At 65.1% G+C, this 20629-nt stretch carries 18 protein-coding genes and 1 riboswitch; of the genes, 9 read left to right on the top strand and 9 right to left on the bottom strand.

Annotated elements, in window-relative coordinates; genetic code table 11:
* Together ABID59_RS30640 and ABID59_RS30635 are read right to left on the bottom strand one after the other, a co-directional pair.
* Positions 1-246: hypothetical protein (locus ABID59_RS30640; protein WP_354085841.1), on the bottom strand; the 246-nt coding region annotated here is incomplete at its 3' end.
* 146 nt (positions 247-392) lie between these two features.
* The gene (locus ABID59_RS30635; protein WP_148755523.1) at positions 393-902 is read right to left on the bottom strand and encodes a lipocalin-like domain-containing protein; all 510 of its coding nucleotides are present in this window, start codon (positions 900-902) and stop codon (positions 393-395) included.
* 228 nt (positions 903-1130) lie between these two features.
* Here ABID59_RS30635 and ABID59_RS30630 point away from each other — a divergent pair, with 228 nt between their 5' ends.
* Complete coding sequence (locus ABID59_RS30630; protein ID WP_148755522.1) at positions 1131-1973, top strand: Crp/Fnr family transcriptional regulator; 843 nt, start codon at positions 1131-1133, stop codon at positions 1971-1973.
* Positions 1974-2840: 867 nt separating this feature from the next.
* On the opposite strand, the gene ABID59_RS30625 is transcribed toward ABID59_RS30630, so the two are convergent.
* Together ABID59_RS30625 and ABID59_RS30620 are read right to left on the bottom strand one after the other, a co-directional pair.
* Positions 2841-5531 carry a hybrid sensor histidine kinase/response regulator gene (locus tag ABID59_RS30625; RefSeq protein WP_354085840.1) on the bottom strand — a complete coding sequence of 897 codons (2691 nt, stop codon included), beginning with the start codon at positions 5529-5531 and terminating at the stop codon, positions 2841-2843.
* Positions 5528-6571, bottom strand: coding sequence for an ABC transporter substrate-binding protein (locus ABID59_RS30620; protein ID WP_354085839.1), 1044 nt, complete (start codon positions 6569-6571; stop codon positions 5528-5530). The genes ABID59_RS30625 and ABID59_RS30620 overlap by 4 nt, the downstream gene beginning before the upstream one ends.
* Before the next feature lie 195 nt (positions 6572-6766).
* Between ABID59_RS30620 and dapD the strand changes: the two genes are divergently transcribed.
* Positions 6767-7738, top strand: a complete 972-nt coding sequence (dapD, locus tag ABID59_RS30615; protein ID WP_354031997.1) for a 2,3,4,5-tetrahydropyridine-2,6-dicarboxylate N-succinyltransferase — start codon at positions 6767-6769, stop codon at positions 7736-7738.
* Positions 7739-7756: 18 nt separating this feature from the next.
* Here dapD and bluB read toward each other — a convergent pair whose 3' ends face one another.
* The 3 genes from bluB to cobU are packed head-to-tail and all read right to left on the bottom strand — an operon-like array spanning position 7757 to position 9678.
* Positions 7757-8389: a 5,6-dimethylbenzimidazole synthase gene (bluB, locus tag ABID59_RS30610; RefSeq protein WP_354085838.1), complete on the bottom strand. Its 633-nt coding sequence runs from the start codon at positions 8387-8389 to the stop codon at positions 7757-7759.
* Positions 8390-8392: 3 nt separating this feature from the next.
* Positions 8393-9178 (bottom strand): adenosylcobinamide-GDP ribazoletransferase, encoded by a 786-nt coding sequence (cobS, locus tag ABID59_RS30605; RefSeq protein WP_354085837.1) that lies wholly within the window; start codon positions 9176-9178, stop codon positions 8393-8395.
* Positions 9175-9678 carry a bifunctional adenosylcobinamide kinase/adenosylcobinamide-phosphate guanylyltransferase gene (gene cobU / locus ABID59_RS30600; RefSeq protein ID WP_354085836.1) on the bottom strand — a complete coding sequence of 168 codons (504 nt, stop codon included), beginning with the start codon at positions 9676-9678 and terminating at the stop codon, positions 9175-9177. The genes cobS and cobU overlap by 4 nt, the downstream gene beginning before the upstream one ends.
* Before the next feature lie 121 nt (positions 9679-9799).
* Between cobU and cbiB the strand changes: the two genes are divergently transcribed.
* Together cbiB and cobD are read left to right on the top strand one after the other, a co-directional pair.
* Entirely contained in the window at positions 9800-10741 is a 942-nt protein-coding gene (cbiB, locus tag ABID59_RS30595; protein ID WP_354085835.1) for an adenosylcobinamide-phosphate synthase CbiB, read from the top strand.
* Positions 10742-10752: 11 nt separating this feature from the next.
* Positions 10753-11718: a threonine-phosphate decarboxylase CobD gene (gene cobD, locus ABID59_RS30590; protein WP_354085834.1), complete on the top strand. Its 966-nt coding sequence runs from the start codon at positions 10753-10755 to the stop codon at positions 11716-11718.
* Here cobD and ABID59_RS30585 read toward each other — a convergent pair.
* Positions 11707-13155: a cobyric acid synthase gene (locus ABID59_RS30585; RefSeq protein WP_354085833.1), complete on the bottom strand. Its 1449-nt coding sequence runs from the start codon at positions 13153-13155 to the stop codon at positions 11707-11709. The two genes, cobD and ABID59_RS30585, sit on opposite strands and share 12 nt — an antisense overlap.
* 39 nt (positions 13156-13194) lie before the next feature.
* A complete protein-coding gene (gene cobO / locus ABID59_RS30580; protein ID WP_354085832.1) occupies positions 13195-13830 on the bottom strand; it encodes a cob(I)yrinic acid a,c-diamide adenosyltransferase in 636 nt (211 codons plus the stop codon).
* Between the two features lie 40 nt (positions 13831-13870).
* Positions 13871-14090: riboswitch (cobalamin riboswitch) on the top strand.
* A gap of 96 nt (positions 14091-14186) precedes the next feature.
* Between cobO and ABID59_RS30575 the strand changes: the two genes are divergently transcribed.
* The 5 genes from ABID59_RS30575 to ABID59_RS30555 are packed head-to-tail and all read left to right on the top strand — an operon-like array spanning position 14187 to position 20629.
* A complete protein-coding gene (locus ABID59_RS30575) occupies positions 14187-14561 on the top strand; it encodes a DUF1636 family protein (protein WP_148755512.1) in 375 nt (124 codons plus the stop codon).
* Positions 14558-15592: a cobalamin biosynthesis protein CobW gene (cobW, locus tag ABID59_RS30570; RefSeq protein WP_354085831.1), complete on the top strand. Its 1035-nt coding sequence runs from the start codon at positions 14558-14560 to the stop codon at positions 15590-15592. The genes ABID59_RS30575 and cobW overlap by 4 nt, the downstream gene beginning before the upstream one ends.
* Positions 15592-18840 (top strand): cobaltochelatase subunit CobN, encoded by a 3249-nt coding sequence (cobN, locus tag ABID59_RS30565; RefSeq protein WP_354085830.1) that lies wholly within the window; start codon positions 15592-15594, stop codon positions 18838-18840. The genes cobW and cobN overlap by 1 nt, the downstream gene beginning before the upstream one ends.
* The gene (cobG, locus tag ABID59_RS30560) at positions 18837-20000 is read left to right on the top strand and encodes a precorrin-3B synthase (RefSeq protein WP_354085829.1); all 1164 of its coding nucleotides are present in this window, start codon (positions 18837-18839) and stop codon (positions 19998-20000) included. Before cobN ends, cobG begins: the two co-directional genes overlap by 4 nt.
* The gene (locus ABID59_RS30555) at positions 20000-20629 is read left to right on the top strand and encodes a precorrin-8X methylmutase (protein ID WP_354085828.1); all 630 of its coding nucleotides are present in this window, start codon (positions 20000-20002) and stop codon (positions 20627-20629) included. Before cobG ends, ABID59_RS30555 begins: the two co-directional genes overlap by 1 nt.

Here is a 20629-nt window from a genome sequence, read left to right as displayed (position 1 = left end):
CAGGTACTGCAGCGTGATTGCTGTCAGCTTCCAAACAAAAAACCAAAGGATCCCAATGCCCGCAGCAGCGATCAACGTATAACCAGCGCCACCCGCCCTCGGGGAGGTCGAGCTTGCTTCGACCGGAGCTATTGCTTGCTCGCTTGTTGAGCTGTCGGCCGCAATGGGCGCTCGTAGCAGCAAGAATGCCAATGCCGTGAAGAGGGCGATGATCCCGACCGCAAGGGTTAGAAGCGCCAAACCCATTTTATCGACCTTCCTCGCGACCTCACACGCGGCTTACATCATCGTTTGGTTGCGTGTACGCTGCATGTCAACCGATCGCGCCGCAGATGCTCAATTTTAGATAAACATCGGCTTGACCGCTTTGGGTCACTAGCGGAAGTCGACCGTTAGGGTGCTGCTGCGCGCTTCCACACCGTTCGAAGCGTCATGCCGTTTGGCGTTCGAGGATTATCGAACTTGAGTTCGTCAGCGGTTAGCAGAGTAATCGTTCTCTTCTGATCGGGAATAGCCGCAACGTTCGCGTAAGTACTGGTGGCAAGGTTGACCACCATGACCTTTGTCTGCTCGTCAATCGAATATGTGCCGTAATACGCTATGCTTGATGCGACGATGCTTTGAGCTTCTTCGGGCGTAGCCTTGGCCCGGTCATTGGCCGCTATCTTGGGGATTTCCGCGCGTGATTGAAAAAGCGAGAAGTGGCCGTCGTTAGAGAATATGACCACGCCCTTGGGGGATGGACCGAATGGCTCCCCTTTTTTGCCATCGTCCATCTCACTGTTGACAGACACTAGGGTCCATGCGCCGACAATCGCGTCTTTAGCCGACTTCTGTTGACCGAGCGCGGTGCCCGACAGGACGAAGCCAAGTACAATGATGACGAAAGTCTTCTTCTTCATCGTATTTCTCCGTGATAAAAATATCCATTATTGTGCGCCTCTGGCGTCACCACGGCAAGGTCGGCTTCGGGTCAACAACTGTCCGCGACCGGCTGCGCGCGGCAGGTCAGCTGTGGGCCGCTTTCGGACTCATGCGCCGCAACAAAAAGCGCCTTCAATATCGCCCCTCGATCATCAATATCCGGGATATATTGGGGGGATACTGACCGCTTTGTGAGAGATGATCCAATGGAGCCCATCAGTGCAGATCTTTCCACGATACTAAACCGCATCCTTGATACGGCGGCAGATAATCTCAGGATTACAAAGATTCTCGTTCAAATGGGGCTTGATCCCAACAACATCACCTACGACGCACTGTTTGATCGGCTGCTGGAAATTATGTTGGCCAACATCACGCTCGCCAGCATGTTTGCCTTGGTCGGCGCAATCTTCTTTGTCGCTACCTTGCTGATGCAGAGAATGGTGCCGCTGCGGGTCGCGAATATGGTCGGCTGTGCATTCTTCGTAATCTCTGGCGCGCTTGCCGGAAGCGTCGCCACCTTTCTGCTTTATCTGCTGTTGCTGCCGGTCAATGCCGTTCGTCTCCGCCAACTGCTCAGGCTCGTTAAGAAGGCACGTAACGCGATGCAAGGTGACATGTCGATGGAATGGCTCAAACCGTTCATGACCGAACGCAGATATCGCCATGGCGACCGATTATTTAGGAAGGGTGATGCGGCGACCGAAATGTTTCTCACCGTCACCGGGAAGTTTCTCGTCAAAGAAATCGGCGTCGAGCTTCCGCCGGGGCGTCTCATGGGAGAACTTGGCTTCCTTGCGCCCGATAAGCGACGAACCGGAACGGTCGAGTGCATAGAAGACGGACAAGTCCTGACTATAACTTATGAAAGGCTGCTCGAAATCTACTTTCAAAGTAATCAGCAATTCGGCTACTACATCCTCCTCCTCACCAGTCAGCGTCTGCTGGAAAATAACCAGCGCCTCCAGGAAAATATCTCGCGGCTGGAAGCAACTCTCGCGCAAGAGAAAGCGGCGCGACAGACCCCCGCCGCGGATGGCACGGCTTGAAACTTGTCTCTTGATTGCTCCACCAACGCGGTGCAGGTCTCGCGAGGCAACGACGTCCGCTCGGGGTCACCGCGGCGTTTCGGCATACCGGCCGCTTACTTCTGGTTAAGCACCGTGAGCGGACATCACCGGCGCCGGTCGGGAGGTCCGAGATGGATCAAAAGCGCAGTTTGGCGCTCATCTGCAAACTTCCGGTCTGCCACTGTGAGCCGACATTTAGCAGCGCGGAATCAAGGGCAGCCATGGGCCACAAGCGGAAGTCGTCAACTATGCACGCCTGCGGCTTCGTCGCGCTATGTACATGACCGTAACGGCAGCTGCGGGATAAATTAGCAATGGCCAAAGGTCCGACCATTTCGGATGCCGAAAGACCAGAAACGAATAGACCGCGAAGCTGAGGGCGGCGAAAACATAAAACACAGACTTGCGATCAGGATAGTTAGCAAACAGGCCAAGCTCTCCGAGGGCCAGCCACGTTATGTAAGGGAGCCACCATCCCACGTAAAAGAAAGACACGAAAGCGATGGCGATTAGCACGTCTCCGGGATGAGCGTATGCTCCTGAGCCGCCCAGAACACCACTGATGAGCAGCCACAACGCAATTGCGCCAAGATACCACATAGGGTCATTCACTTTCGCGAAACATGATCTGGACCCTTTGGTTGTATGGAGCGCAGATTAATCTTCAATGACTGAGAAATTCCCAGTTTACGGTACTCTGTGCGCGACTTCGATGTCGGCTTCGGGTCAAAACCAGAAGCGACTACCGACGAGCACAATGAGCCCGCTTTTGGCCGGGTCGTGATCGAAATACGCGACAATCGGCTTGCTGACGCGCTCCTGTCTCGCGCGCCTATCCAGTCCTAGCTAACCCGACCGCTGCTCGGCGGGCGCGAGCAGATCGTCCAGCGCGGTCATCGACGCCGCGCGAAGCACGGCCAGCTCGCGCGCTGCATCCTGGCACTCGGCGAGCGGCATCGTCGGCGCGGCCAGCTCGATGTCACGGCAGCGCTCGAACAGGCGGACGAGGCCGAGGGCACTTGCAGCGCTGCCGAGCTGGTGCGCGGATCGCGCGAGCTGCTTGTGATCGCCGGCTGCGGCCGCCGCGGTGATGTCGGCGATCAGCTTTTCGCCGGTCTGGTCCAGCAGATCATGAAGCTTCGCGATCTGCGAGGCGCCGAGCAGCTCCTTCTGGTCGTCGAGAAAGTGCCGGTCGATCAATGCGCCGGCCGCAAGCGGCGCGTCGGTCGAGCGGTGCTCGGGCTCATCCTCGATCGCCTCGCGAAGCGCGTTGATCAGGATCGGCTTGCTGACGATTTTGGTGATCCCGGCGGCTGCGAGCCGCTCGCGGGTGCTGCGCGACACGTCGGCAGTCACGACGATGATCCGCGGCATCGGCTGCAGCGGAAGCTGTCGGATGCGCGCGGCCGCCTCCACGCCATCCATATCGGGCATGTGCAGATCCATCAGGATGATTTCGAACGGCTGGCTGCCGGCGAGCGCGACCGCGGCCGCACCATTCCTTGCGATCCTGGAACGGTGGCCGAGCCGGTTCAGAATCGCTTCGCCGACCTCGCAATTGACAGGGTCGTCATCGACCAGCAGCACGCGGCGCTGCCGCGATGGCGGCGAAGGCGCGCCTTGTGCAACGCCGCTGCCGGCATAGCCGAGTGGAACTAGAAGCGTGAACACGCTGCCTTTGCCCGGCGTGCTCGCCACCGTCAGCTCGCCGTGCATCAGCCGGGTGAGGCGGCGGGCGATCGCAAGTCCGAGGCCGGTGCCGCCGAACCGCCGCGCGATGCTGTCGTCGGCCTGTACAAAATCCTCGAAAATCCGCTCGTGCATGTCGGGCGCGATGCCGATCCCGGTGTCACGAACGACGAGGCGAAGCAGGGCATGATCGTCGTGCCGCCCAGCGGTCGCGCTCAGCGAGATGCCGCCGCTCGGGGTGAACTTGATGGCGTTGCCGATCAAATTGAGCAGGATGCGGTTGAGCCTGACAGGATCGCCGTGCACGGAGGTGCCGAGCGTCGCATCACAGTCGAGGTCGAAGCTCAATCCCTTGCCGAAGGCTTGCGGTCGCATCAGATCGGCCGCGGTCTCGACCAGCCGGTCGAGACGGAAGTCGCGCGTCTCCAGCGCCTCAGTGCTGGCCTCGAGACGGGCATATTCGAGAATGGCGTCGACCAGCGCGATCAGCGTTTCGCCCGAGGCGGCGGCGGTTGCGAGGTGGCGGCGCTGGACCTCGCCGAGGCGGCCGTCGTCGAGCAGCTGCAGCACGCCCATGACGCCGTTGAGCGGCGTGCGCAGCTCGTGGCTGACCACGGCAAGGAAGCGCGATTTGGTCTCGTTGGCCGTAACCGCTACGCTGCGCGCGCGCTCGGCCGCATCGTGCTCGGCAAGGGCGTGATCGCGCGCCTTCTCGAGCTCGGAGGTCCGTTCGATGACCTTCCGCTCCAGCGTCGCATAGGATTCACGCAAATGCGCGGCCATCCGGTTGAACTGGTCGCCGAGCGCCTCGAGCTCGTCACCCGTCCTGATCGCGAGCCGCAATCCGAGATCGCCGCTCTCGATCCGCCGCGCGCCCTGCGTCAGCATCTGGATCGGCACGGTCATGCGCCGGCTGAGCCAGAGCGACACCAGGGCCGCGAAGGCCAGCAGGACGATCAGCAGGAACGTCGACCGTCCGATCGAGGCGTAGATCGGCGCGTAGGCTTCGCTGAGCGGAAGCTCGACGAACACCAGCCAGCCGAGCGAGGGGACCGTCGCATAGGTCGAAAGCACGCGTTGCCCGGAGAAATCCTCCTTGATCAGGCCGCCGGAGGGCGGGCCTACGCCGTCGAGCGCGGCGCGCACATCCGGATGCCCGGAGAGATCGCTGCGGCGGAGCGCCGGCCACAAATCGGGATGCGCGATCAGCACGCCAAGGCGATCGACCACATAGGCCTTGCCGGTGTTGCCGACCCTGATCCCGGCGACAAGGTCCCAGATGAAGCGCAGATTGACCTCGGCGACGACCACATGGGGCTCGCGGCCGGTGCCGCGGGTGGCGATCGTCATGAAGGGCTCGGTGTCGCCGAAGAAGTAGACCGGCCCGTAATAGGCCCGGCTTTCATTGGCGCCGCGAAAGGAGGCAGAGGAGGAGTAGTCAGCGTTGCTGCCGATCCGGTCCGCGACACGGCGCGACACGCGCACCTGCTCGCGGCCTTGCGCATCGAGCTCGGTCAATTCGGCGATCGCGGGCGAAAGGCGCAGCAGGCGGATGGCGTTCAGGCGCTCGTCCTCGTTGTTCGACAGCTCCGGAGGCAGGCGGGAGAGCCATCTGATTTGACTCTCGATCTGGCCGATGAATTGGCCGATCTGAATGGCCGCGCTTGCGGCCTGCTCGCGCTGGGTCGCCGCGAGAAGCTGCTTCTGCTCGCGATAGGAGAACCAGATGTCGAAGCCGGTGTTGATGGCGAGCGCGGCAAAGGCGAGGGCGGCGATCGAGTAGAGATATTTGCGGAACAGCCGGCCCGGAGGCGTCCGCAAATGTCCCTGGTCGACCGCCTCGTTCACTCGCGAATCTCGTCGGCGCGCGCGAGCAGCGTGAACGGGATCGTCAGCCCGAGCGCGTTGGCAACGGTACGGTTGATCAAGAGCTCGTATTTCCGCGGCGATTGCACCGGGAGATCGCCGGCCTTGGTGCCGCGCAGGATGAGATCGACGTAATCGGCCGAGCGCACCTCCAGCGTCGGCCCGTAGCTCATCAGCCCGCCGACATCCATGAAGTAGTGGAACGGATAGATCATCGGCACGCGATATTTCGCGACCGTCGCGACGATCGCCTGCCGGTTCACTACCAGAAAGCTGTCGACGAGCGAGATCATCGCCGCCTTCGGCGGCCCGGCGAAGCGGCCGATCGCGCCGTCGATTTCGGCTGCCGTGCTGATCGGGGTGAGGACCACGGTCACGCCCGAGGCCGCGGCCTCCTGCTCGACGGAGTCAAGATAGAAGCGCCCGGCGCGAGGCGTGCTCGCCGGATTGAACAGGACGCCGACGCGCTGGATATCCGGCACGGCCTCCCTGACCAGCTGAAGCCATTTGCCACCCATCTCGGGGGTGCTGCTGGTGAAGCCCGTGACGTTGCCGCCGGGACGGGCGAGGCTTTGAACGAAGCCATTGCCGATGGGGTCGTTGGATGTCGCGAAAACGATCGGGATGGTCTTGGTGGCTGCCATGACGGCTGCGGTTTCGACGGTCGAGCCGGTGAGGATGACATCCGGGTTGAGGTCGATGAGCTCGGCGACCGCGGACTTCATCTTGTCCGGTCCGCCGAAACTCGAGCGGATCTCGAAACGGTAGTTGACCCCTTCGACCCAGCCACGCTGCCTCAGGCCCGCGATCAGCGCACCGAGGCGCGTGGTCGGGCTTTCGGTCATGTTTCGTCTGGTCAGCTCGTCGTCGAGCGACAGGCTGGTGATCGAGGCGACGACCCGCATGCGATCCGACGTTGCCCCAAGCGCAAAAAATCCCGCGGCTGTCGCGCCCGCAAGGCGAATGAAATCGCGGCGGGCGACCGCCGGCACAACGCGGGCAGGAGCAGGCCGCTCAGTCATGAAATGTTTCGCAAAAGTTGTCCCTGGGCATGTGCATAACGCGAAAGTCCGACGGCGACAATTGATGAAAAAATACCCTTGTGAATGTTCATTCGCAGCCACGGGCAGCCCGATACCGTATTGCTATGCAGAAGTTGCCAATTCCAGGAGAACTCGCGTATGCACTAGCTGTAGGTCATACTGTGAGCAATTCAAATGACGATGGAGCTGAGGGGCGCGAGAGGCGAGGGATTTGCGACGGTGACCGCCGACGGTCGCGTGCTGGATTCCTGGTTCCTTCAGCTGCGCCTGGTTGAGGAGGCCGGCAAGTCGGCAACGGTGCTGCTGACGAAGGACGAGATCAAGAGGTCGCTCGGTGAGTCGGCAGACGGATACGCGCGGCACGACGACGTCCGCAACGTCGGTATCGTTGCAATCCAGACAGAAATTGACTCTCTTGCATCCGCGCCGATTGATGTGCACGACGCATATCTTCGCCTCCATCTCCTGAGCCACCGGCTCGTCCAGCCCAATTGCCTGAACCTCGAGGGAATTTTCAGTCTGTTGCCTAACGTTGCCTGGACCACCCTCGGGCCCTGTGAATGCCCTCGTGTACCGGAAGCACGAATCCTCGCACGAACGCGGGCCCTGGCGTTCGAGGTGACAGGCGTGGATAAGTTCCCGCGCATGACTGACTATGTGACGCCTGCGGATGTGAGAATTGCAGATGCGGATCGCGTGAGGCTCGGAGCCTACCTGGCTCCGGGCACGACCGTCATGCATGAAGGCTTTTGCAATTTCAATGCAGGTACGCTCGGCCCCTGCATGGTCGAAGGGCGGATCAGCGCCGGTGTGGTTGTGGGTAGTGGCAGCGACGTTGGCGGCGGAGCCTCGATCATGGGCACTCTGTCCGGAGGAGGCAAAGAGAGGATTACAGTCGGTGAGCGCTGCCTGATCGGAGCCAACGCCGGTATCGGCATTTCATTGGGTGACGATTGTATCGTCGAGGCGGGCTGTTACGTCACGGCAGGCGCGCGCATCCTTCTGGAAGATGGCCGGGTGCTGAAAGCCAAAGAGCTCTCGGGTGAGAGGGGCCTGCTTTTTCGTCGTAATTCCCAGAGCGGCGCTCTTGAGGCAACCAGGCGTACTCCAAATTGGGACGGCCTCAACTCGCAGCTTCACGGCTAGGTCTGAGAGGCAGCTCGCTTAGCGCCGCAGCGTGAATTCGTCTGCACCCCGCCGGTGCTCCCAATTCGCCCGCTCGAGCTCGGGCTGATCGCACTCCGCCTCGGGATAGCCGATGCAGAGATAGGCGATGAATTTCCAGGACGCGGGCACGTCGAGCACGCCGCCGATGCGCTCCGGATTGAGGATCGAGACCCAGCCGATCCCGATCCCCTCGGCGCGTGCGGCGAGCCACATGGCGGTGATCGCCGCGACCACGGAATATTCTGTTGTCTCCGGCATGGTCGCGCGGCCGAGGCCGTGGCCGATCTCGCTGGCCTTGTCCGCGAATATTGCGAGATGGCGAGGTGCCTGTTCGAGCCCAGAGAGCTTGAGCGCGGCATAGCGCGCGGCGCGCTCGCTGGAGTAGCAGTTCAGCGCGTCGGCGTTGCAGGTCCTGAAATCGTCGATCACGTCGCGGCGCCGTACCGCATCATCGACAGTGACGAAGCGCCATGGCTGGCTCAGGCCGACCGACGGCGACAGGCAGGCCGTCTCGATCAGCCGCTCCACGGCACCGTCGGGCAGCGCATCGGTGCGAAAGCGGCGCACGTCGCGGCGCCACACGAACAGCTCGCGCAATTGCCGGCGGAAGGCGTCGTCGAACTCGACCATCGATCATCCTCCCGCGTGAAGGAAGGCTGCGGCCACCAGCAGGATCAGGATCTCGCCGGCCTGCTCGAAAGCGCCGAGGATGTCGCCGGTCTGCCCGCCGATCTGACGGATGGCAAGCTGCGCCACGATCAGCCCGGCGAGCGAGAGCAGGACCAGGCCGACCAGCGCCTTGGCCGGTCCGAGCGCAACGGCGAGGGTGAGCGTTCCAACAGCGAAGGCGATCGCCACGCTGCGGCCCGGCGGCGATCCGGCGCGCGCGGAGAGCCCGTCGGGACGCGCAGGGGCGACCAGCGACATGAAGGCCGGCACGCCGGCGCGGGCCGCAGCGTGGGCCGAGCACAAAGCCAGCATCACGGCCCATGGATCGGCGATTGCGGCGAGCGCACTCCAGCGCAGGCCGAACGACAGGATCAACGCACAGACGCCATAGCTGCCGATTCGGCTGTCGCGCATGATCTCGAGCTTGCGCTCGCGCGTCCGTCCGCCGCCGAGGCCGTCGGCGGTATCTGCGAGCCCGTCCTCGTGCAGCGCGCCGGTGATGAGGGTCGTTGTCGCGAGAGCGAGCAGGGCGGCCATGCCTGGTGCCAGTCCCAGTCTGCTCGCAAGCGCATAGGATACTGCGCCTGCAAGGCCCACCAGCAATCCCGCGATCGGCAGCGCCCAGGTCGCGCGCGCGATGTCACCATCGCCGGCCGGCTTTGACGATGCCACCGGCACGATCGTGACGAAGGACGCCGCGATCCTGAGATCGGCGACCACGTCTTTCAGAATGGCGGCGCGCGGCTTCATTTCAGTTTCATCGGCAGGCCGGCGACGACGAGCTCGACTTCGTCGGCGGCCGTCGCAATGGTCTGGTTCATGATCCCGGCGGCATCGCGAAAGCTGCGCGCCAATGCGTTGTCGGGCACGATGCCGAGACCGACCTCATTGGTGACGAGAATCACCGGGCTGCCGAGGCGGGGCAGGGCGGCGGCGAGCTCGGTCACCTCGCGTTCCCAGTCGCGCGCCGCATGCATCAGGTTGGAGAGCCACAGCGTCAGACAGTCGACGAGCCGCGCGCCGCCGCCATCGGTTGCGACCAGCGCGGGCACGAGATCGAGCGGCACCTCGCGCTCGATCCAGTCGGTTCCGCGGCGCGCGCGGTGTTGTGCGATGCGCGCCTTCATCTCCGCGTCGAGCGCCTCGGCCGTCGCGACATAGACCGGCTGCCCGGGGAAGGCGCGCGTGCGCGTTTCCGCACGCTTGCTCTTGCCCGATCGCGCTCCGCCCGTGATCAAGATGACGGCCATGAAGGTCTCCTGTGGGCCTGACTAATCACCAATCGCGGCCAAAGACAAAGCCGAAATCAGGCATCCGGGGGCTTGCGCTCGCCGCTCGCTTTGCGCAACAGGGGCGGGACAGGAGGCCAGTGTGGGTTTTGCGGGCGCGATGGTGGTGGCGATGGCGGTGGATGCCTTGCTGGGCTGGCCGTCAAAGCTGTTTGCGCGGATCGGCCACCCCGTGACCTGGCTGGGCGGGCTGATCGCCGCCATCGATGCCGGCTGGAATCGCGAATCTGACCCGCCGGCGCTCCGCCGCGCTGCCGGCATCGCCGGCGCGCTTCTGGTGATTGCGCTCGCGGTTGCGCTCGGCTGGCTGCTCCAGTCCTTGCTTCCCCCGAGTTGGATCGGAATCGTGCTGGCCGGCATTTTGGCCTGGCCGCTGGTCGCCTTGCGCTCCCTGTATGATCACGTCGCTGCCGTCGCGAATCCCCTGCTGGGCGGCGACATCACCGCGGCACGCGCGGCGGTCTCGCGCATCGTCGGCCGCGATCCCGCCGCGCTCGATGAAGCCGGCATCGCGCGCGCGGCGATCGAGAGCCTCGCGGAGAACGCGTCCGACGGCATCGTCGCTCCGGTGTTCTGGGGTGCGCTGTTCGGCCTGCCCGGTATTTTTGGCTACAAGGCGATCAACACGCTGGACTCCATGATCGGCCATCGCAACGAACGGCACGAAGCCTTTGGCTGGGCCGCGGCGCGCATCGACGACGTCGCGAATTTCGTTCCGGCCCGTCTGACCGGCTTTCTGTTCGTGCTGCTGGCGCGGAAGCGATCCGAGGCGCTGTCGTGCATGACACGCGACGCGCGCCGTCATCGCTCGCCCAATGCCGGCTGGCCGGAGGCGGCGATGGCGGGAGCGCTCGGCGTGCGGCTCAGCGGCCCTCGCATCTATCACGGCAGCATCACCGACGAGCCCTGGCTGAACGGAGGAGCGCGCGATCCGCTTGCGGCCGACATCGGCGAGGGATTGACCGTCTACCGTCGGGCCATGCTGCTGCTCGCGGGGCTCCTTGCGATCCTGGCCTGCGCGTGAAAGAACAGGGCATGCGCGAGCACGGTGGAAATCTTGATCACGCCCGGTGGCATTTTGGCGGCCACGCAGAGGACTGGATCGATCTGTCGACCGGGATCAACCGGCTGGCCTATCCGGTGGGCGAGATCGCCGCGCATCATTGGCAGGCGTTGCCGTCGCGATCCGAGATCGACGCGCTGCATCAGGCCGCCCGGCACGCCTATGGCACGAGCGCGCCGATCGTTGCGATGAGCGGCGCACAAGCCGCCATTCAATTGGTGCCGCAACTCGCGCCGCGCGGCCGGGCGCGCATCCTCGCGCCGACCTACAACGAATATGCTCCCGTTCTGTCGGCTGCGGGATGGGAGGTCGAGGAGGTGAGGGCGCCCGACGCGCTGGCGGGGGCGAACCTTGCCATCGTCGTCAATCCCAACAATCCCGACGGCCGCCGTTATGCGCCGAAGGATCTGCTCGCGCTGTTGCCGCGCGTCGGTCACCTCGTCATCGACGAGAGTTTTGCGGACGGCATTCCCGAGCTCTCGCTCGCTTCGGAAGCGGGGCGGCCGGGGCTGCTGATCCTGCGCTCCTTCGGAAAGTTCTATGGTCTTGCCGGCCTGCGGCTCGGTTTTGCGATCGGCCATGCGGATGACATCGGCAGAATCGCGGCGGCGTCAGGTCCATGGCCGGTCTCTGGAGCTGCGATCGCGATTGGCTGCCGCGCCTTGCGCGATGACGCCTGGGCCAAGGCGACGTCAGCGCGGCTTGCCCGCGACTGCGTTCGCCTCGACGACATCGCGCAGTCGCAAGGCTGGCGGCTGGTTGGCGGTGCGCCACTGTTTCGCCTCTACGAGGCGCCGGATGCGCGTGCTGCGCAGGAAAAGCTGGCACGCGGCCAGATCTGGTCCCGCGTCTTCGCGCAAAAGCCGACATGGCTGCGCCTTGGGCTTCCGGGCGCTGAGGCCGAATGGTTGCGCCTTGCCGAGGTCCTAGCGCGCTAGCGCGAGCAGGCCTTCGACGTCGAGATGTTGTTCGATGTGATCGGCGAGTGCGTCGAGCGCGCTGTCGACCCTGGCGTGATAGGGCTCGTCGCCCGCGGGAATGTCGAGCTTTGCAAGGAATGCCCTGCGAAATGCGTCCGACGTAAAAAGGCCGTGCAGATAGCTGCCTTGCACGCGCCCATCGCGTGAGATCGCGCCTTCGGGCTCGCCGTTCAGTTTTGCGAATGGCCGCGCGCGATCAGGTCCATCGGTGCGACCGATATGGATTTCGTAGGCCTGGATCGGCTGATCCGTCGCCGCATGCACCGCCGTCACACGCGTCAGCGTCTTCTGCGGGCTCATCACAGTTTCCACATCCAGCAGGCCAAGCCCCGGCGTGTCGCCCGCGGGCCCCTCAATGCCATCAGGGTCGGCGACGCTGCGTCCGAGCATCTGATAGCCGCCGCAGAGACCGAGCACATGACCGCCCCTGCGGTGATGCGCGAGCAGATCGATGTCCCATCCCTGTGCGCGCAGGAAGGCGAGATCGCCGCGGGTGGATTTTGAGCCGGGGATGATGACGAGGCTGACATCGCCCGGGATCGCTTCGCCCGGACGCACCATCACGAGGTCGACACCCGGCTCGAGCTTCAGCGGATCGAGATCGTCGAAATTGGCGATCCGCGACAGCGCGAGGCAGGCGATCTTGCACTGGCCTGGCTTGCGCGCGTCGCTTAAGCCCAGCGCGTCCTCGGCCGGCAGCTCGCCGGCGCGCGCGAACCAGGGCAGCACGCCAAGGCCGCGCCATTCGGTCTTCGCTTCGATCAGCCTGTAGCCGTCGTCGAACAGCGTGGGATCGCCGCGGAACTTGTTGATGACAAAACCCTGGATCATCGCGGCATCATCCGGGTCGATCACGGTCTTGATGCCGACGAGTTGCGCGATGACGCCGCCGCGATCGATGTCGCCGACCAGCACGACGGGCACGTCGGCCTTGCGCGCAAAGCCCATATTGGCGATGTCGGCTTTGCGCAGATTCACCTCGGCCGGACTGCCGGCGCCTTCGACCAGCACCAGATCGGAGCGCGCCTTCAGCCGCTCAAAGCTCTCCAGCACCGCGCCCATCAAGGAAGGCTTCATCGCCGCATATTCGCGCGCACGCGCGGTCGCGATGCGCTTGCCCTGCACGATGACCTGCGCGCCGACATCCGTCTCGGGTTTCAGCAGCACCGGGTTCATGTCGGTGTGCGGCGCGACGCCGGCGGCGAGCGCCTGCAGCGCCTGGGCGCGGCCGATCTCGCCACCATCGATGGTGACGGCGGCATTGTTCGACATGTTCTGCGGCTTGAACGGGAGCACGCGGAGGCCGCGGCGCGTGAAGGCGCGCGCGAGACCGGCGACGATGAGCGATTTGCCTACGTCCGAGCCGGCTCCCTGGATCATCAATGCGCGCGCCATGGTTTTATTAGAGCTTGGTTTTTTCAGAGCTTGGCGTCTTCAGAACTCGACACCGGCCTGCGCCTTGATGCCGGAGCGGAACGGATGTTTCACCAGCGTCATCTCGGTGACGAGATCGGCGATCTCGATCAGCTCGTCCTTGGCGTTGCGTCCGGTGAGCACGACATGCGTCATCGGCGGCTTCGAGGTCTTCAGGAAATCGACGACCTCCGCGATGTCGAGATAGTCGTAGCGCAGCGCGATGTTGATCTCGTCGAGCACGACCATGCGCAGATTGGAATCGAGAATCAGTTCCTTCGCCTTGTCCCAGCCGGCGCGCGCGGCTGCGATGTCGCGGGCGCGGTCCTGCGTCTCCCAGGTAAAGCCTTCGCCCATCGCATGGAACTGGCAGAGCTCGCCAAAATGGCCGGTGAGCAGGCGCCGCTCGCCGGTATCCCAGGCGCCCTTGATGAACTGCACGACGGCGCAGGGGAAGCCGTGGGCGACGCAGCGCACGATCATGCCGAAGGCGGAGGAGGACTTGCCCTTGCCGGCACCGGTATGGACGATGATGAGGCCCTTTTCGCCGCTCTTGGTCGCCATGATCTTGTCGCGCGCGACCTTGATTTTCGCCATCTTCGCGGCATGCCTGGCGTCGGCTTCCGCGGCCGTTTTTGTATCCGGTTCAGGCGTCATCGTACCCGGTCCTTCGGCTTGACAAGAGGCGGCCGGGGGCAAATGGTGACCCGGCGTTGGTTCCTGTCCTATGACAGGCGAAGAGGGAATGCGATAGGGTCCGAATCGGCAAGATTTGGGTCCAAACTGCAGCCGCCCCCGCGACCGTGACCGGAGAGATGCCCAAAGCCACTGATCCTACTTGCGGATCGGGAAGGCGGGGATCGAAGGGGAAACCCTGCTCCGCAAGCCGGGAGACCTGCCAGCGCGGACGATTCTTGAACCGGCGGACGGGGTGTTCCGCGACGGGGAAACGGGCCTTCGCAAGAACGGTTCGTGTGCCTCTTCGCCTCCCGCAGATACTTCTGGAAGAGGCGATGACCGTTACACTTCACGTCTGCATCACCTGCCGTGCCGGCGAGACGCCGAGCGAAGGCGAGGCGACACCCGGCAAGCGCCTGCATGGAGCGATCCTCGAGGCCGGCGTGCCCGACGGCGTCAATGTGGTTCCCGTCGAATGCCTGTCTGCATGCAGCCAGGGCTGCTCGGTGGCGCTCAGCGCGCCCGGCCGCTGGTCCTATGTCTATGGCCGGCTGTCGGATGCCAACGCGCAGGACGTGGTCGCGGGCGCTGCCGCCTATGCCGCCGCGCCCGATGGCCTCGTGCCGTGGCGCAGCAGGCCTGAGATCTTCCGCAAGCAGTCGCTTGCCCGCATTCCCCCCATTGCCGTGTTGCCGGAGGCCGCCGAATGAACTCGCTCGCAAAAGTCCCTGTGACGGTGGTCACCGGCTTTCTCGGCTCCGGCAAGACGACGCTGATCCAGCATCTGCTCGCCAATCCCAACGGCAAGAAGCTCGCCGTGCTTGTCAACGAGTTCGGCAGCGAAGGCGTCGACGGCGAGATCTTGAAGTCCTGCGCGGATGCGAACTGCCCCGAAGAGAACATCGTCGAGCTCGCCAATGGCTGCATCTGCTGCACCGTTGCGGATGATTTCATTCCGACCATGGAGAAGCTGCTTGCGCGCCCGGTGCGGCCTGATCACATCCTGATCGAGACCTCGGGGCTGGCGCTGCCGAAGCCGCTACTCAAGGCGTTCGACTGGCCGGAGATCCGCTCGCGCATCACGGTTGATGGCGTGATCGCGCTCGCCGATGCCGAGGCGGTCGCCGCCGGCCGCTTTGCGCCGGATCCGGCTGCGGTCGAAGCGCAGCGCGCGGCGGACGAAAATCTCGATCACGAGACGCCACTGTCGGAAGTGTTCGAGGACCAGATCGCCTGCGCCGACATCGTGCTGCTGACCAAGGCCGATCTTGCGGGCGCAGCCGGCATTGAGGCCGCCAAGGCGTTGATCACCGCCGAGATGCCGCGTCGCGTGCCGATGCTGCCGATCACCGACGGCGCCATCGATGCGCGCGTCATCCTTGGCCTCGGCGCGGCCGCCGAGAATGATCTCGCCGCGCGCCCCTCGCATCATGATGGCGAGGAGGAGCATGAGCATGATGATTTTGCCTCCGTCGTGATCGATCTTCCTGAGGTCACTGACATCGATGCGCTGGTCGCATCGGTGCAGCGTCTGGCGCGCGAGCAGAACGTGCTGCGCGTCAAGGGCTACATTGCGGTCGCGGGCAAGCCGATGCGCCTGCTGCTGCAGGCGGTCGGCGAGCGGGTGCGCCACCAGTTCGACAAGCCCTGGGGCGCGGGCAACAGGCGGTCGAAGCTCGTCGTGATCGGCGAGCACGGCGATATCGACGCGGCCGCGATCAAGGCGGGATTGGGAGTCTGATGCACGTCGTCTTCCGCGAGAGCCGCGGTCTCGAGGAGACCGCGACGCCAAGGGACATCGGCCAGGACCCGGCCGATCTCGTGGTGCTCTCGTACTCGGATTCCGACCTCGCGGCGTTCGCGGCCGGCTGGCGCCGCGGCCGCACCAGCCTGCCGTCGCTGCGGCTTGCCAATCTCGCAGAATTGCGTCATCCGCTCTCGGTGGACACCTATATCGAGCGCACGTTGTCGCAGGCGCGCGGCATCCTGGTGCGGCTGATCGGCGGTGAGTCCTATTGGCCGTACGGGCTGGCTGCGCTGCAGGAGCTGGCAAGAGATCGCAACATCGTGCTCGCCGTGCTGCCGGCTGATGGTCGTGACGACACGCGGCTCGATGCCTATTCCACCTTGCCGGTCTCGACGCTGCGCCGGCTGAAAGTGCTCTGCGACACCGGCGGCCCCGTCGCCGCGCAAGCCGCGATCACGCAACTCGCGCTGGCATCGGGTCTCTATGCCGGGCCGGTCGTCGGCGAGATGACCGTTCCCGAGATGGGCTTTTACGATCCCGCACGCGGCGTCATCGGCGCGCCGGTGCCGAGTGAAGGGAGGCCGCTCGCGCTGGTGGCGTTCTATCGCTCCTATCTCGCGGCTGCCGACACCGGTCCGGTCGATGCGCTGATCGCCGCGCTGCGCGAACAGGGGTTTGACGCTCACGGCGCGTTCGTGACCTCGCTGAAGGCTACAGGCGTTGCGGATTGGCTGAGGACGTATCTCGCGAAGAATCCTCCGGCGGCGATCGTCAATGCGACGGCGTTCTCGGCGATGGGCGACGACGGCACGACGCCGTTCGATGCCGCGTCATGTCCGGTGTTCCAGGTCGCGCTCTCATCGGCGCGACGCGAGGACTGGGCGGAATCGCTGCGCGGCCTGTCGCCGGGCGATCTTGCGATGCATGTGGTGCTGCCCGAGGTCGACGGGCGCCTGTTCGCGGGCGTGGTGAGTTTCAAATCGGCTGCGATGCGGGATATCGATCTGCAATTTTCGCATCTGGCTCATCAGCCGGACGAAGAGCGCGTGAAGGCCGTCGCCGCACGCGTGGCGGCCTGGCGGCGGCTTGCGGAGAAACCTGCCGCCGAGAAGCGGTTGGCGATCGTGCTCTCGAACTATCCCGGCCGTCCGCACCAGATCGCGCATGCGGTCGGTCTCGACGCGCTCGCCTCGGTCGAAGCGCTGGTGTCCGATCTGACTGAAGCCGGCTTCGATGTTGCGCCGATCAGAGCGCTTGGCGAGACATTGCTCAGCCAGAAACTAACCTGGAGCGTCGCCGAGTACCGCGTGGCGCTCTCGCGCCTTCCGCAAAGTTTGCAGGACGATCTCGCACAAGCCTGGGGTGCGCCGGAGACCGATCCGAACTGCCGCGACGGCGCGATCCACTTCTCTGCGATCCAGTGCGGCCACTCGATCATCGCAGTCCAGCCCGAGCGTGGCGACGCGACCACGCGCGATTCCGACTATCACGATCTCGCCCGTACGCCGCGCCATGCCTATGTCGCGTTCTATCTCTGGCTCCGGGAGCAGGAGATTGATGCCGTTGTGCATATGGGCGCGCATGGCACGCTGGAATGGCTGCCCGGGAAATCCGTGGCGCTGTCGTCGCGCTGCTGGCCGGAAGCGCTGATCGGCGCTCTGCCTGTCATCTATCCCTTCATCGTCAACGATCCCGGCGAGGCCGCGCAGGCCAAGCGGCGCATCGGTGCCGTGACCATCGGCCATCTGCCGCCGCCGCTTGAACAATCTGCGGTACCGGAAAGCCTGCGCCGGCTTGAACGTCTGCTCGACGAATATTCGACCGCTGACGGTCTCGATCCCGCCCGCCGCCAGCGCCTGATCGCTGCGATCCGCGACGAGGCGCGCACGGCAGGCCTCGAGGACGATCTCGACCTGGATGCCTCGGCCGCGCCGGCCGAAGCGATCCCGCGGATCGATCGCTTCGTCTGCGATCTCAAGGAAAGCCAGTTCGGCGATGGCCTGCACGTGTTCGGCCGCGGCGTCTGTGGCGAGGCCGAGCGGGACGGGTTGCGTGCCGCGCTCGCGGGCCAGCGCGTGGCGCCGGGCCCGTCAGGCTCGCCCTATCGCGGACGTCAGGACGTGCTGCCGACGGGACGCAATCTCTTCGCCGTCGATCCGCGCGCGGTGCCGACACCGTCGGCGCATGCGCAGGGGATAAAACTCGCCGAAGAGCTGCTGCGTCGTCATCTTCAGGATCACGGCGACTGGCCGAAAGGCCTTGTCGTCGATCTCTGGGGCTCCGCGACGATGCGCACCGCGGGCGAGGAGTTCGCGATGGCGCTGCATCTGGCCGGTCTCGCGCCACACTGGGATCACGCCTCCGGCCGCGTCACCGGCTACGATATCATCGCGCCGGCCGAGCTCGGCCGTCCCCGCATCGATGTCACGCTGCGCGTGTCAGGCCTGTTCCGCGATGTCTTCGCAGGCCTTGCGCAATTGTTCGAAGCCGCCACCGAGGCGCTGGCGTCGCGCGAGGAGGAGGGCGAGGAGAATCCCTATCGCCACCGCGCCTCGCGCGTGTTCGCGCCGCGCCCCGGACAATACGGCGTCGGCCTCTCGGCAATCCCCGATGCGTTCACGCCCGAGACGCGCGACGCCGCGGGCGAAGCCTGGCTGTCGGCATCGTCCTGGGCGTTCTCCGCCGATGGCGAGATCAAGCCGGATCGCGCCGGCATCGAACAACGGCTCGCATCGGCCGATGCTTTCGTTCACCTCCAGGATCTGCCGGAAACCGATCTGCTGCTCGCCGCCGACTATGCCGCGCATGAAGCCGGCATCGCCGCAGCCGCCGCGCATCTGGGTGCGGCGGGGCCATCGCTCTATCATCTCGACACGACGCGCCTCGACGAGCCGCATGCGCGCACGCTGACCGAAGAGATTTCGCGCGTCGTCCGGGCGCGCGCGGCCAACCCGGCCTGGATCGCAGGCATGATGCGCCACGGTTTTCGCGGCGCCGCCGAGATCACCGCGACGCTGGAGCACATGGCTGCCTTCGCCCATCTGGCGGGGGCCGTGCCGCCGCATCTGTTCGATCTCTACTACGACGCGACGCTCGGCGACGCCGACGTCCGTGCCTTCATGGCCGGCGAAAATCCGGCGGCGCTCGCCGCGATGGAGACCTGCTTCACGCGGCTGCACGAGGCCTCGCTCTGGCGGACGCGCCGTAATTCGATTGCGGCTGCGCTGAAGGAGGCGTCATGAGCGCGGCTTCGGTGAAGGGCTGGTGTCCCGGCGCGCTGCGGCCGATGCAATCAGGCGACGGGCTCGTGGTCCGCGTGCGCCCGTTCGGCGGCCGGCTCGATGCAGCACAGACCTCCGGGCTTGCGCATCTCGCCGAGCGCCACGGCAATGGCCTGATCGACGTGACCAGCCGCGCCAATCTTCAGATCAGGGGCGTCACCGACACCAGCCACCGGCTGCTGCTTGACGGTCTTGCGCAACTGACGCTGCTCGACCCCGACGCCGACACCGAATCCCGGCGCAACATTCTGGTCACGCCGTTCTGGCGCGATGGCGACGAGACCCAGGCGCTTGCGGCCGAGCTCGAAGAGGTGCTGGCGGACTCGATGCTCGAGCTTCCGACGAAATTCGGCTTCGCCATCGATGACGGCAAGTCACGCGTGCTCGCCGGCAATTCCGCGGATGTGCGGATCGAGCGTGATGCTGCAGGCGGTCTGATCGTGCGCGCAGACGGCGCCAGGCTCGGCCGCAGCGTCGCGCGCGGCGAGGCTGTGACGACCGCACTCGCTTTCGCAAGCTGGTTCATCGCCTCCGGTGGCGTCAGCGGCGGGCGCGGGCGCATGGCAAAGCATCTTGCGGCTGGCGCGGAATTACCTGAGCTGCTGCGCAGCGAGGCGGAGCCGGCGCCCATCATGGCGGCAGCGCGCCCCGGCCTTTATCCGCAGGGAGCCATGGTCGGCGTCGCCTTCGGGCAGATGCCGCATGCGACGCTCAATCGCTTGTCCGGCTGCGGGCATGCACTGCGGATGACGCCATGGCGCATGGTCTTGAGCGAGGGCAAGCGGACAATGCCGACCGCTTCCGGCCTGATCACCGAGGCCTACGATCCGGCGCTCCGCGTCATTGCCTGCAGCGGCGCGCCGCGCTGTCGCGAGGCGCATGCCGACACGCGCGCACTTGCTGCGGCGCTGGCACCGAACATCGGCGCGGCCTCGCGGCTTCACGTCTCGGGCTGCGCCAAGGGCTGCGCCCATTCCGGCACCGCCGCGATCACGCTGGTTGCGACAGGCGCAGGATTCGATCTCGTGCGCGGCGGGTCGACCAGCGATGAGCCGATCCTGCGCGGGCTCGACCGCGATGATATCGTTCGCGATCCCTCCATCCTGATGGGAGGGCACTGATGCCGCATACTTACGAGACCGACGGCGCCGCGATCTACCGGCAGTCCTTCGCGACCATCCGGGCCGAGGCCGATCTGGCGCGCTTCACGCCTGATGAGGAGCAGGTCGTGGTGCGGATGATCCATGCCGCCGGCATGGTGGGTCTCGAGGCGCATATCCGCTTCACGCCTGACATGGCGACCGCCGCGCGCGCGGCGCTGCAGAAGGGCGCGCCGATCTTGTGCGATGCGCGCATGGTCTCGGAGGGAATTACGCGCGCGCGATTGCCTGCAGCCAATGCCGTGATCTGCACGCTCGGCGACGAGACCGTTCCCGCGCTGGCGCGATCCATGCGCAACACGCGTTCGGCCGCGGCGCTGGAATTGTGGCGCCCGCATCTCGACGGCGCGATCGTCGCGATCGGCAATGCGCCGACGGCGCTGTTTCATCTGCTCAACATGCTGGAGGACGGCGACTGCCCGCGGCCCGCGGCGATCATCGGCTGCCCGGTCGGCTTCGTCGGTGCCGCCGAATCCAAGGCCGCATTGATGGCCGATCCGCCGGCGCCGGCGCTGACGGTCGAAGGTCGCCTCGGCGGCTCCGCGATGACGGTCGCCGCCGTCAACGCGCTCGCAAGCCGGAGCGAATAG

This window comes from Bradyrhizobium sp. S3.3.6, assembly GCF_040546905.1.
GTDB lineage: Bacteria > Pseudomonadota > Alphaproteobacteria > Rhizobiales > Xanthobacteraceae > Bradyrhizobium > Bradyrhizobium cytisi.
Note: the sequence above shows the minus strand (reverse complement) of the source record. Positions and strands in the feature narration are given on the sequence as shown.